The 12,798-nt window shown below is 43.7% G+C and carries 12 protein-coding genes; 7 read left to right on the top strand and 5 right to left on the bottom strand.

Annotated elements, in window-relative coordinates:
- The first annotated feature begins 41 nt into the window (after positions 1-41).
- Both AC5JL3_RS16070 and AC5JL3_RS16065 read left to right on the top strand, forming a co-directional pair.
- Positions 42-1,154 (top strand): calcium/sodium antiporter, encoded by a 1,113-nt coding sequence (locus AC5JL3_RS16070; RefSeq protein WP_496075434.1) that lies wholly within the window; start codon positions 42-44, stop codon positions 1,152-1,154.
- Positions 1,155-1,386: 232 nt separating this feature from the next.
- Positions 1,387-1,941, top strand: coding sequence for a 1,2-dihydroxy-3-keto-5-methylthiopentene dioxygenase (locus AC5JL3_RS16065; RefSeq protein ID WP_496075433.1), 555 nt, complete (start codon positions 1,387-1,389; stop codon positions 1,939-1,941).
- A 256-nt stretch (positions 1,942-2,197) separates the two neighbouring features.
- Here the strand turns inward: AC5JL3_RS16065 and AC5JL3_RS16060 are convergent, their stop codons facing one another.
- Positions 2,198-2,965 (bottom strand): FkbM family methyltransferase, encoded by a 768-nt coding sequence (locus AC5JL3_RS16060; protein WP_496075432.1) that lies wholly within the window; start codon positions 2,963-2,965, stop codon positions 2,198-2,200.
- 244 nt (positions 2,966-3,209) lie between these two features.
- Here AC5JL3_RS16060 and AC5JL3_RS16055 point away from each other — a divergent pair, with 244 nt between their 5' ends.
- Complete coding sequence (locus tag AC5JL3_RS16055; RefSeq protein WP_496075431.1) at positions 3,210-3,422, top strand: hypothetical protein; 213 nt, start codon at positions 3,210-3,212, stop codon at positions 3,420-3,422.
- Between the two features lie 7 nt (positions 3,423-3,429).
- Here the strand turns inward: AC5JL3_RS16055 and AC5JL3_RS16050 are convergent, their stop codons facing one another.
- Positions 3,430-4,335, bottom strand: coding sequence for a LysR family transcriptional regulator (locus tag AC5JL3_RS16050; RefSeq protein ID WP_496075430.1), 906 nt, complete (start codon positions 4,333-4,335; stop codon positions 3,430-3,432).
- Positions 4,336-4,425: 90 nt separating this feature from the next.
- Between AC5JL3_RS16050 and AC5JL3_RS16045 the strand changes: the two genes are divergently transcribed.
- Complete coding sequence (locus tag AC5JL3_RS16045; protein ID WP_496075429.1) at positions 4,426-5,406, top strand: DMT family transporter; 981 nt, start codon at positions 4,426-4,428, stop codon at positions 5,404-5,406.
- Between the two features lie 154 nt (positions 5,407-5,560).
- Positions 5,561-6,061 (top strand): GNAT family N-acetyltransferase, encoded by a 501-nt coding sequence (locus AC5JL3_RS16040; RefSeq protein ID WP_496075428.1) that lies wholly within the window; start codon positions 5,561-5,563, stop codon positions 6,059-6,061.
- Between the two features lie 4 nt (positions 6,062-6,065).
- Here AC5JL3_RS16040 and AC5JL3_RS16035 read toward each other — a convergent pair whose 3' ends face one another.
- Both AC5JL3_RS16035 and AC5JL3_RS16030 read right to left on the bottom strand, forming a co-directional pair.
- The gene (locus tag AC5JL3_RS16035; RefSeq protein ID WP_496075427.1) at positions 6,066-6,791 is read right to left on the bottom strand and encodes an endonuclease/exonuclease/phosphatase family protein; all 726 of its coding nucleotides are present in this window, start codon (positions 6,789-6,791) and stop codon (positions 6,066-6,068) included.
- Positions 6,792-7,294: 503 nt separating this feature from the next.
- The gene (locus AC5JL3_RS16030; protein WP_496075426.1) at positions 7,295-8,446 is read right to left on the bottom strand and encodes a SpoIID/LytB domain-containing protein; all 1,152 of its coding nucleotides are present in this window, start codon (positions 8,444-8,446) and stop codon (positions 7,295-7,297) included.
- A 402-nt stretch (positions 8,447-8,848) separates the two neighbouring features.
- On the opposite strand from AC5JL3_RS16030, the gene AC5JL3_RS16025 reads away from it, so the two are divergent.
- Complete coding sequence (locus AC5JL3_RS16025; RefSeq protein WP_496075425.1) at positions 8,849-9,808, top strand: ribonuclease Z; 960 nt, start codon at positions 8,849-8,851, stop codon at positions 9,806-9,808.
- Positions 9,809-10,037: 229 nt separating this feature from the next.
- Complete coding sequence (locus tag AC5JL3_RS16020; RefSeq protein ID WP_496075424.1) at positions 10,038-10,487, top strand: hypothetical protein; 450 nt, start codon at positions 10,038-10,040, stop codon at positions 10,485-10,487.
- Between the two features lie 60 nt (positions 10,488-10,547).
- On the opposite strand, the gene AC5JL3_RS16015 is transcribed toward AC5JL3_RS16020, so the two are convergent.
- Positions 10,548-12,722: a DEAD/DEAH box helicase gene (locus AC5JL3_RS16015; RefSeq protein WP_496075423.1), complete on the bottom strand. Its 2,175-nt coding sequence runs from the start codon at positions 12,720-12,722 to the stop codon at positions 10,548-10,550.
- Between the last annotated feature and the right edge of the window lie 76 nt (positions 12,723-12,798).

Raw genomic sequence — 12,798 nt, 5'->3', positions numbered from 1 at the left:
ATGACGCTAGTAGAGAATTGCGATCGTACAGAGAGAATTTTATGAGCTTTATCGTACTTGTTTTTTTAGCAATCGGACTGGTGCTTCTCGTCGCAGGGGCAGAGGCGTTAGTGCGTGGAGCCTCACAATTAGCTGTAATTATGGGTATCTCGCCACTTGTCATCGGACTAACCGTTGTGGCTTACGGAACAAGTTCGCCAGAAATGGCAGTAAGTGTGCAGGCTAGTTTTGCTGGTCAGGCTGACATTTCTGTGGGCAACGTGGTAGGGAGTAATATCTTTAACGTTTTGTTGATTCTCGGTTTGGCAGCTACGATTTCTCCCCTACTGGTATCTAGGCAGTTAATTCGGTTAGATGTACCGATCATGATCGGTGTGTCGTTTCTCATGCTGTTGTTCGGACTCGATGGCAAGATTGGCAGATCGGATGGTGTTATTTTATTAATCGGCGGTATAGCCTATACAGTGTTTTTGATTTACGAAAGCCGTAAGGAGAACAATAGTGCGGCTCAATCTGAAGATGTACCTGAGGATGATGTTCGTTCAGGTGTATCAGCACAGCAGTGGGTCGTTAATTTGGGGTTAATTATCGGGGGTTTGGTGTTGCTGGTGCTTGGCTCACGCTTACTTGTCGATAATGCAATTATCATTGCTCAGGCATTTGGAGTGAGCGAGTTAGTTATTGGACTCACCATCATCGCGGCGGGAACGTCTTTGCCGGAACTTGCTACTTCGGTTATTGCCACTATGCGTGGTGAACGGGATATTGCAGTTGGAAATGTAGTGGGTAGCAATATTTTCAACATCCTGGCAGTGATTGGTTTAGCCGCTATTGTCTCACCCGATGGGATCAATATTTCTAATGCCGCACTGCGATTCGACATTCCAGTGATGATTGCTGTTGCGATCGCGTGTCTGCCAATTTTTTTCACAGGCTACGTCATCGCACGTTGGGAAGGTCTAGTGTTTTTAGCTTATTACCTTGCCTATGCTACCTACCTAATTTTAGACTCCACACAGCACGATAGCCTCCCGTTATTCAGCACAGTGTTCCTGGCATTTGTTATTCCCATCACTGCTTTAACTCTAGTAGTCGTGACATTACGTTCAATTCAAGCCAATCGCAAAAGAAAGAAGGAGCGCATCAACGAATAACAAAAACTATTAAAAAATTTATAAAAATAAAGACAAACAAATCGTATTTTGAGAACAGTGCTATCATGCGAAATCTAGCTGTAGAGAGGCGCTGTCTATTGCTGGGATGAGCGAAAACTTTTAGGGGATGAGCGTTATGCAAGAATAATTTTCGCCACCCTACAAGAGTTATCCCTGTAGCGGACAGCCCTTGTAGAGCTACAGCGTGATTAATCGCAAATGGAGGTGTATTGTGGCAATTCTACGACTTGAAGACGGTACAACTTATACTCAGGTGGATGATATTGCACGAGAACTGGCTCCTTTATCTGTTCAGCTAAAGCGCTGGCCGGTAGGAGACAATCCAGACGTTCAAAATTTACTAGCAAAGGATGCCCTCAGCGATGAGGAGAAAGCACAAGTTCTCGACGCGCTTGATAGCTACTTTGAAGAACTCCAGCAAACGGCTGGCTATCAGTCTCGTGACTTAATTGTGCTGCATCCAGAAGTTCCAAATCTTAACGCCCTGCTAGAGAAGTTTGACCCTTGTCATTACCACACTGACCCTGAAGTCCGTTACATTATTGCTGGTGATGGGGTGTTTGGCTTTGTTCGTCCTGATGGCACCCAAGTAGAATTAACAGTACAAGCAGAAGATTACATCAACGTCCCGGCGAACACTGAACACTGGTTTTATCTAACACCGTCGCAACGGATTAAAGCCGTGCGCTACTTCACGACAACTGAAGGTTGGGTGCCGGAGTATACGGGTACTGAAAAACGCTTCCGTCAAGCTGCTGCTGTCTAGAGATGGGCAGCATAAAGTCGATTACTTAAACGAATCCCATAGTTTACAACTATGGTTCTTTCTCTCCAATCATTATCCCATTAGCCAAAGCCATAGCTACAAAGTTTGGCGCATTGCCTCAGGTTATGGCTGTGGCTAACCAATTCTACGGCAGAATATTTCCTCCGACGTCCATCAGCTAGAACTGGCAATTAGTAGGAGGGATTCAGTAAGTATCATTCATCGCATTATTTAAAGCCAAATCAATTCAGCTTGACTAAATAGGTTTAAACACGAAATTGTTGATATAGTTTCTATTTATCTTGTTGCCAAATACTTTGCTAAAAGTAGAATCTAAAAACTGTTTTTGATGTATTTCATATGAAAATTCAGACAAAGGATGCAGCTTTCCTTTGTATAAAAAACTACCTTCATAGTGAAGGTCAATAATTTCTTGAAATACTTTTTGTATAGGTTTGCTACCCAGGTGCCTCTGTTCTATTTCTACAAGAAGAACTGGCTTCTCTCTAAGAATAGTTTCTTGTCCTCCTCTTATTACTTGACTCTCATATCCTTCTACGTCAATTTTTATGAATGAAACATCTGTAAAGTTATAGTCATCTAGTCGGTGAACAGGTACAGTTATACGTTTAGTCTCTCCCTCTAGTTGCCTAAAACTCGCTAAATAATACAAGTACCGACCCGATTTAATAGGAATATGCAAATTCAAGGAACCATTGGATTCAGATAAACCAACATTATATACATTGATGTTACTTCTACGGGATTTGCTATAAGCAAGTATTGTGTCAGCGCACCAAGATTGAGGTTCAAATACTTCTACAACTTTATACAATTTAGAAAGTGCATAACTATAAGTTCCTACATTTGCTCCAATATCAATAGCCCGCTTCCTACTACTCACTAATTCTTTTAAGAAGAAAATTTCTCTCTCATGTTTTCCTCTAATTTCCCAATAATGAAACCGAAGTGGAAGATGATACTGCTTTGGCAGTAAATCGATTAGAGATTGTTTTTGAATCATTATATTAACGAGCGTTTTAATAGGTTTATCAAAACTTTACTTGATCGATAGGTTTATGTTGTTATATCGGTTTTTAAATAATAATCCGCCTTAGGATAGATGTCAATTATAGAAATGACATCAAGCTAACAAGTAAGATCTGTTTTTTCAATGAGTATTGAAGTTGATTACTGATTTTCGCTGGGTGTTGATGCGGAACGCCAAGCTAAAGTCATTGCAGTAGGGAAAATGGCTGGCACCTGGGATGGCTGTTTTGCTCATCGTGAAGAGAAATTGCGATCGCATTGAATTCATGCGTTTTTTGGGAGAACTAGCAGCCCTTAGTGCCGCTTGCTTATGGGCGTTGGGTTCCGTGATTTACACCCATGCCGGAGCCAAGATTCCAGCGTTGGAGTTGAATCTGATTAAGACGGTGGTGGCGATCGCGTTTTTAATTCCAACCCTCCTCTTACCATAACCCACGCCTAGTTTCCCCCTAAGTTCCCAGATTTATCAGTTATCTCGCTAACCACTTGGAGAAATTTCTGCAAAACCTGGGATGAGTCATTCCGTCGCCACACGACAGCAATCTCCACTTCTGGGGGCTGTTCCTGCATCGACTTATAAACAACCCCTGTTCGTTGCAAATTTTGAACAGAAGCAGGAACGATCGCAACACCAACTCCTCCAGCGACTAAGCTGACAGCAGTTTGAAGCAAAATCGCCTCTTGCGCCACTTTTGGAGTAAAACCTGCCTGTTGAAATAGACTCATAATTTGGCTATAGAGTCCTGCTCCCAAATGATGGGGAGGTAAAATAAAAGGCTCATTAATCAGTGACAGAATTGAGACTTGTGGTTGAGTTGCCAGGGGATGAGTTTCAGCCAGAGCAATAACCAGAGGTTCTTTCAAAACCGACAGGATATTCAAACTACTCTCTTCAACAGGTAAGTAAAGAATACCTGTATCAATTTGGTTGTGGTGAAACCGTTCTAGCTGTTGACTGGTAGTAAGTTCATGCAAAACCAGTTCCACATCAGAACAGCGTTCTCGAAAGACACGAAGAATCTTAGGCAAAACACTATAGGTCGCAGAACTATTAAACCCAACAACTAAGCGACCAATTTCACCACGACTAGCTCGTTGTGCCGAGCGAACTGCCTCTTCAATCTGCCTAAGCGTCGGACGCACTTGCTGCAAAAATACTTGCCCTGCATCAGTTAACTCAACCCGACGCTTGGTACGCTCAAATAGCTGCACGCCTAATTCCTCTTCTAAATTGCGAATTTGCTGACTAAGGGGAGGCTGGGCAATGTGCAATCGTTGAGCAGCACGACTAAAGTGCAATTCTTCGGCAACAGCAACGAAGTAGTAGAGGTGTCGAAGTTCCATGACTGGCTTTTCTATTTATACAAATTTTATATAAATCAGCCCTCAAATATATATTGGACATCTATAATCACCTCCCCTAGAGTGAGAGAAATGCGTTATCTCTCGCCGATGTTTAGCTTGCCTCACGTTGAATACATAAGTTTTTGGGGAGAACTAGCAGCCCTTAGTGCCGCTTGCTTGTGGGCGTTGGGTTCAGTGATTTACACTCATGCCGGAGCCAGGATTCCAGCGTTGGAGTTGAATCTGATTAAGACGGTGGTGGCGATCGCATTTTTAATTCCAACTCTCCTCTTACAAGGCATAACTACCCCCACTGCCTCCCCTTTACCCCTCTACCTCCTTCTCCTGAGTGGTGTTGTGGGAATCGGTTTAGCAGATACGTTCTTTCTGGAAGCACTCAAACAATTGGGAGCAAGACGGACGTTACTGATAAAAACATTAGACCCACCAACAGCAGCACTTCTATCTACCCTCTTTTTGCAAGAAAAGCTGAGTGCGATCGCTTGGTGCGGCATCTTACTGGTAATTCTGGGTGTTGCTTGGGTAGTGACTGAACGAGTACCAGGGGTGTCCAGTTCAGCCTCGACGGGAGGAAAAAGTGCAACCTCAATACCAGTCTGGGGCATCATCTGCGGTCTACTATCTGCTGTGGGACAAGCAATTGGTGCTGTTTTATCCCGACAAGCCTTTGTTCAAACCAATATCAGTCCCTTGTGGAGTGTGCTGCTAAGGCTCTTCGGGGCGTTGCTCGTCATTGTTTTATGGCTGTTGGTCAAGCGCTATCCGATTGGACTCTGGATCAAACCCTTAGTAACAGATAGAGATAAGTCATTAAGTCGGATACTAGGCGCTGTAATTTTTGCAGCTTTTGCCTCAACTTTCTTAGGAATTTGGCTACAACAAACAGCACTTAAATTCACAGCGGCTGGCATTGCCCAAACCCTAAGCGCTACTAGTCCTTTGTTTGTGCTACCGATTGTCATTTGGATGGGCGAAGTAGTAAGCCTAAGAGCATTTGTCGGTGTTCTTATTTCGCTAGTTGGAGTTGGGTTGTTGTTGAGTTTGGGCTAATAGCGTTTAGCTGCAAGTGTCGAAGTTCGGAGCATAGCAGTTAGCGGTCAGCTATCAACCATCAGCTTTTTTTTGGCTTGCTCAGCCTTAATAAAATTTCACTCAATGTTTTTCAGCAAAGTAAATAAATTCAAATCTTAGGAGGAATCTAGTCATGTCAACAGTCTCGTCTCAATTCCTTGTACGTCCAGTCACACCTGCTGATGTTTCTACATTATTTGAGCTAATTCACACGAAAGCAGATTATGAAAATATCCCTCATGCTATCACTGGAAATGCAGCTACCTTAGAAGCCCATCTCTTTGGAGAACGACCTCATATTGAGGCAATCCTGGCGGAATCTTCGGGTCAAGTTGTTGGGTTTGCGACGTTTTTTTCTAATTATTCAACCTACATGACACAAGTAGGTATTCATCTAGATGATTTATTTGTCTTAGCTGAATACAGAGGGATGGGCATTGGTAAAGCCCTGATGAGTTATGTGGCTCAGTTAGGGATAAAGCGAGGTTGTGGGCGCGTGGAGTGGAATGTTGCCCAATGGAACGAACCAGCGATCGCTTTTTATGAACGAATGGGTGGGACAATTTTGCCAGATTGCCGAACTTGTCGTGTTGTTGGTGAATCACTCAGCTATCTTGCCTCGCTGTATCAGTAGTTAATCACGAGACAGGAATGACTAAATCTGTAACTAAAGGGAGGTGATCGGAACCAACCTCCTTGCCCGTTCTAGTATTCAAAACCTTAATTTTTGGACTGACTAAACAATGGTCTATAGGAATACCTCCCCAAGGTAGTAATGGTCCAAAAGTTGGTAAAATTCCAAAACCAGCACGAGTATTACGCAAACCAGATCGCTGAATCATAGTTTTATAGTAGGGCGACCACATAGTCGCATTCAAATCGCCAATTAACACAACTGGCTTTTTGAGTTGCACCACATAATCACCAATACCTTCTTCCAAATGTCTATTTCGCCACTTATAACCTTGGCTACCAAAAACTAATTGGGGATTGGCATGACTCGCAATTATTGAGACGACTTTCCCTTGAATCGTTAAATCGGATATGACATTGCCCCGCTTTTCTCCGTATAACTGAATTGAGGTGTTTTCCAGAGGAAAACTACTATAGACTTCGATTTCAAGCTTCTTTGCACCGATATGATAGGGCAGAATATCCTGTAAAACTTTCAACTCTTCGGGCCAAGGGTCAGTAGCTTCCAAAAACACAGCGATCGCAGGTTTTTCTTCTCTCACCAGGGAGATAACATCAGCGTACCGAGTATTGGAAAACAAAACATTTGACAGAAACAGCCGCATCGATTGACCCGAACTTTGATGACTAACTCCTAGTTGGGGAAGATACCAAGGGGCGACTTCTGTCAAGTTAATTGATAGGCAAAACAAGCTTACTATCCACCAATTTTTGCAGCGAGTCAGCCTAAAGAAGATAAAAGAACAAAATGCAACTAGTAGATATTGAAATTTGAAGTTACTGATTATTTCTAGATAGACGTTGAGTTTTCCCAGATAGCCTGATAGAGATAAGAGAGTGACAATAACAGTCACTAATATGAAAAAATTAGGTAACCCAGTTTTTGACCAAATTGGTAAATGAGTAATTAGAGCGATGCATAAAAAAGTTAAATTAAAAATGGCATCAAGTTCTGTTAATCGTTTTTTGTAAAGTTATTAGTAACTGCGAATGCAGTAGTAACTACTATGAGCTTATCGCCCTGGGAAATTATGCTGTGCTGACAAGTTAGTTAGCATTTTGCGTCAGGTTTTCTGGAACGCGATCGCTTTTTAGAGCGAATACAAATCACAATAAGGGCGCTCTTGGGGTGCGCCCCTACGCATTTATCTCACTGAATTGAGAACCGTTATAGTTAATTTGCCTGAAGCTGGGCAAGAGTAGCGCTTTGGTAATAGTGACCCAAAATTTGCTGGTAGTTAGTACCCTGCGCTGCTAAATTGTGCGCCCCCCACTGACTCAAACCCAGCCCGTGTCCATAACCACGACCATCAATTTGGAAACCACTACCCGTTGAAGAAACGGCAAATAGTGTACTTCTCAAGCCCAAGGCGCTGCGTAAATCATTGCCGCTTACCCGCTTTGTGCCGCGATCGCCTTGCACTTTCATTGTGACGACACGCCCCTGAGGAGTTCTGCGTTCGGGTGTCATGGACACTACATTGCCAACACCAGAAATCAAGCGACTCATCTCACCTCTGGAAAAGCTTTTTGTCCACTGGAAGACAGGTGCGCCCATGTCGTAATCCGCGACTCCTCGCAGATAGGGTAATGGTTGTGTCCAGATATCTTCTACATTTTCTGTATGTCCTCCCGAAGAGGAGTGAAAAGCGGCGAGGATAACTTTGCCACCATAAGTCATTACTTGTCCTGCTGTTGCGTTAACTGCCTGATGTGTGCTTTGCGCTTCGGTTTCTATCCCTTTATAAACTTGCGACGATGTTGTGTTGGTAACGTCGTAGGCACTATTCCCTGATGAACGCTTATGAAGGGCGAACGAACGAGCGGCAACAGCTTGGGCTTTCAGGGCTTCTAGAGGCCAACTAGGACTCATTTCTGCGCCGAGAACACTATAGAGATAGTGTTCTAAATTGACATGGTTAACCGCAGTGAGTCCCTTACTGGTGGGAACCAGTTGAGTCCGTCCCCGATACCAGCGATCGCCAATCCAAACATAACCGTCACCCGCCGGTTCAACCCAGAGCGATTGCGATCGCCACTGTCCCAAAGCGACATTCCCTCCCCCACCTTGAGCGCTGAAGGCATTCATTGCTTCTAGTTCTCCGACTTGCTGACCAGCACTATCCCGGACAATAGCATTAGTCGAACTACCCACTTGCACCCTGCTGACACCATCTTTAATTGCCACCCGTAGTTCCATCGCCGCTTGCGCGGGACCAACTAGGACAATCCACAGTAAAAAAGAGAGCCACCAATGACGCCCTCCCAGTAAAATCATCTGCTTCAGCAAAGACATAAGAGAGACAGAGAAATGTCTAGATGCCATCTTTAAAACTTCCTACTGCGACTAGTCTCATATTTGGATTAACAAGATTTGATTGAATTTCGCTCCAAGCCATTGCTGGACTAATCAGTTCATGACGTGAATAGAGAAAACTCACCTGAGTTAAATTGTTGTTGCCATGGTTAAACATACCGATGGACTCTATCTAGGGTAATACTCCTATAAAGATTCCTGGGATACATTTAGCACGTTTAGTACTGATTGCGTCAACACTAACTTCAATTTTCATCTAGATGATCTAGAGGTCAGGCATGTTCCCCAAGATAGATGAGGAGTTTGGGAGGTGGGGAAAAATCAACAAAACTGTTCTAGAGTGCTGCTGTGTAGTATGTAGTATAGGGATGGGAGATCAATTCCCTGACCTGTGTGAAGTTGTCAACGCCTGTGCAAATTACTTTTTTAGGAACAAGCTCTGGAGTCCCAACGCGATCGCGTAATGTTTCCAGCGTTGCCCTCCGTCTACCTCAGCGTGCGGAAATCTGGCTGTTTGACTGCGGTGAAGGTACCCAACACCAACTGCTGCGTAGTGACCTCAAGGTCAGTCAGATCAGCCGAATTTTCATCACCCATATGCACGGTGACCACATCTATGGGTTGATGGGACTCTTAGCAAGCTGTGGGCTGGCGGGAAACACAGATCGGATTGATCTTTACGGACCAGTGGATTTAGAGGACTACCTTCGGGCTGGTAAAAAGTACTCCCAAACCCATTTTTCTTACCCCGTCCAGGTTCATACAGTTAGTCCAGGTGTAGTCTACGAAGACGACGAGTTTATCGTTAGCTGCCGTAGCCTCAAGCATCGTGTTCCAGCTTTTGGCTACCGAGTCGAGGAAAAAGACCGGCCGGGACGTTTTGACGTAGAAAAAGCTACTGAATTAGGAATTCCCTCAGGGCCTCTTTACGGCAAGCTGAAGCGCGGTGAAACGGTAACCTTGCCAGATGGGCGCCAAATTCAGGGTTCCGAGTTGTGTGGAGAAGCAGAAATTGGGCGTAAGTTCGTTTATTGTACTGATACGGTCTATTGTGATAATGCAGTAGAACTTGCCCGTGATGCTGACGTTCTGATTCACGAAGCCACGTTTGCTCACCAAGATGCCCAACTCGCCTTTGACCGCTTGCACTCTACTTCAACGATGGCAGCACAAGTTGCTCTGAGTGCTGGGGTAAAGCAGTTAATCATGACACACTTCAGTCCGCGCTACGCTCCGGGAAATGCAATTATGTTGGATGACTTGCTTGAGGAAGCACGAGCAATTTTCCCACAAACGAAATTAGCCTATGATTTTTTAACCTATGATGTGCCTCGCCGTCTACCTAAAGAACTGGCAAAGACGGCCGTCTAGAACACGAGTTCGCTTTCAATACCTTACGAGAGTGAATGTATAAAATTTATTTAATCTTCCGGATTTAAGGAGAGGACAAGAAATCGCTTCCTCTTAATTTCTTTAAGTGTTTTCACAAGCTTATGTTGATTTTCATCACAGTCTCAATGGGTATTTTGATAGACTATATGGTGTAGGGTGCCGGTTCAAAAGTCGCTGATTTTTTTTATTCAAAAGTTTTATCCGGCTTATGTCAGAATTTACACAAGAAGCTAAAGCGTTGCGGGAGCGCCTGTCTAGATATCCACAGCAAACGCAAGAAGGACTTGCTCAAATCCTAAAAATTGAATTTGAGTTTGTTCAACTATTTGACATCATTTTACGGACATATCTATTAGATGCCCAAGTCCATGAAGCGATCGCGTATTTAGAAGAGTCCCGTGATTGGGCAGGACTGTCACTTAAGCGAGGCGAACAAATTGGGTACAAGCGAACTGACTACTCCAAAGCAAGCGGCGTTTCTTCAGATTCCTCGGAGCAAGTTGAGTCAGTAGCATCCAGGTTTGAAATTGTTCTGAATACTCTTTTAGAGCGTTGCAAACCTAACCGAGAGATGGACTTTGCGCTTGCTCGATTAGAAGATGCTAAGAAAGCATTAAATATCGAAGCGGTTCCCGTCCTTAATTCCTCTGCTATGTAGCGATTAAAATTTAACTATCACTAAATAGTAACTCCCACAAGAACTACCTCTTGCCAACAGCTACCACTTATTGAGAAGTTGTCTGAGTTCCGCTACGTCTAGATAATCAAGTGAAAAAGCTTTGCGAAGCAAGTTGTTAGGAATAAATTCATCATATTTTTGGAGTTTTGGCGCTTCTTCCGCAGCAACTAAATTATCTTCTGTCACTCCTTTATTATATAAGTTAAAAATTTCCTGACGAAGCTCTTCCACTCTCTCATGTCCCAATTTTATTATCAGATAATAAGGTGATTTACCTTTAATACTTCTGATATCTAAAGACTCCCTGACAACAAAATTGAGTAACCGTTCCAAGGTGCGATAGGCAACTGTTCCCATCCAAGGAAAAATACAGCAGATTTTCTCATCAAGACACAAAATATTTTCTTGTGTCAATCCCTCTACTTTTGCAAGTTGACGCGCTGCTTTTAGGCGTTCTTTTGCTTTAGTTTGCAAGTAAGAATATTGCGTATCTTCAATTAAAACTTTTTGCATCCGTTCCAGAATTTTGGTGTGAATGCTGCAACTACCACCTTGCCAGGAAATACTGGCACTCCCATCGACTTGCTTAACAAAGACAACTTTTGTTTTGGTATCAATATCTAAAACTTCCCAGCTTCTCCCAGCCAAGGCAAACCGATTTCCTAGCTGAGGAGGCATTGCAATACTGCCAATTTCTCCTGATTCATCCCGGACAACATATTCCACATTGTCTGGAAAGACAGCGTAAAAGTGAAAATTTCGGACAATCCGTTCGCCAGTTAAACCAATAATTAGTCCACCGTTTTCAGTCTGTTGAATATGGTCAATATCAATCAGGTAACGTAGCAGTTGCCGAAAATCTGCGTGTGTAATTGCCGCAAAACTAGGCAGGCTTAAAACCTCTTGAGCGAGGGCAGCAGGTGAGAGTTCTCCCATCCCTACTAAGATGCTCATTGTTTGGTGATACAACAAGCTAAAGGGATATTGAATCGGCTCAATTGGCTCAATCCAACGTTCTTCTATATAAAGCTGGCTGATGGCAATACACTGCAAGAGTTGCCAGGGAATTCGCTCAGGTAAGGATTCTTCACCAGATGGCTCAACTTCAGTGCAGACAAAGCGCATATCAGCAGGACTCCCCCGTCTCCCGGTGCGTCCCAAGCGTTGTAAAAAACTAGAGACAGAAAAGGGTGCGTCTAGCTGAATTACCCGTTCAAGTTGACCAATATCAATCCCTAACTCTAAAGTAACGGTTGCAGCTGTAACAGCAGGTGTTGAAGCCTCACGCATGGCTTCCTCTGCTGCTTCTCGAAGTGGGGCAGAAATGCTGCCATGATGAACATGGTAAATATCTGGTAATCCTTGTGTCTTGGCAATTTGACGCAGCTTGGCGATAATGGATTCTGTCTCAGTACGATTGTTAGCAAAAATCAAGCACTTTCGAGATTTGCTGTTGTCGAAAATGTAGTTGTAGTAAGAACTATTGAGTGCTTCATCATCAGGTTCATGGGAACGGTAGAAGTGTTCCAACGCTAGCTGCACTTTTCGTTGCCCACCCTGAATTTTAGGAGTAATAACGGCTCTATTGGTTCCTGAACTCAGCCAATTCTCTGCTAGTGAGTAATCGCCCAACGTTGCCGATAAGCCAATCCTGCGAGGTGGAGTTTTGATGAATCGAGAGAGGCGTGACAATTGGCAGAGAATCTGACAACCCCGTTCAGAACCCATGAAAGCATGAATCTCGTCAATAATGACAAACTGTAAATCTCCAAATAGCTGGCTGAGTTCACTAGTTTTATTAATAAGTAGGCTTTCTAAGGATTCTGGAGTAATTTGCAGTACACCTTTAGGATTTTTGAGTAACTGTTGTTTGCGGCGTTGCGAGACATCGCCATGCCAAGCACAAACCGGAATATCAGCTTGTTTGAGTAAGTCGTTGAGGCGTTCAAATTGGTCGTTAATTAGTGCTTTAATAGCGCCAATGTAGAGGACGCCAATGGTTGTAGATGGGTTTTGGTGAAGCCGAGTTAAGACGGGCAAAAAAGCCGCTTCTGTCTTACCTGATGCGGTTCCTGCTGCTAGTAAAAGGTGAGCATCTGTATCAAAAATAACGCGACAAGCTTCGACTTGAACTTGCCTAAATTCAGTCCAGCCTTGTGTGTAGATATATTCCTGAATAAATGGTGCGACGCTATCAAAAGGCTGTTCAGTCATACCAACCTGTTGTTAAGTTGGCAGGAGATTGAGACAGAACGGGATGAGACGTGTCAGGGGTTGGATGTGTTTCTTC

This window comes from Symplocastrum torsivum (assembly GCF_059505465.1).
The sequence above is the reverse complement of the archived record's forward strand: the minus strand, read 5'-3'. Positions and strand labels throughout refer to the sequence as shown.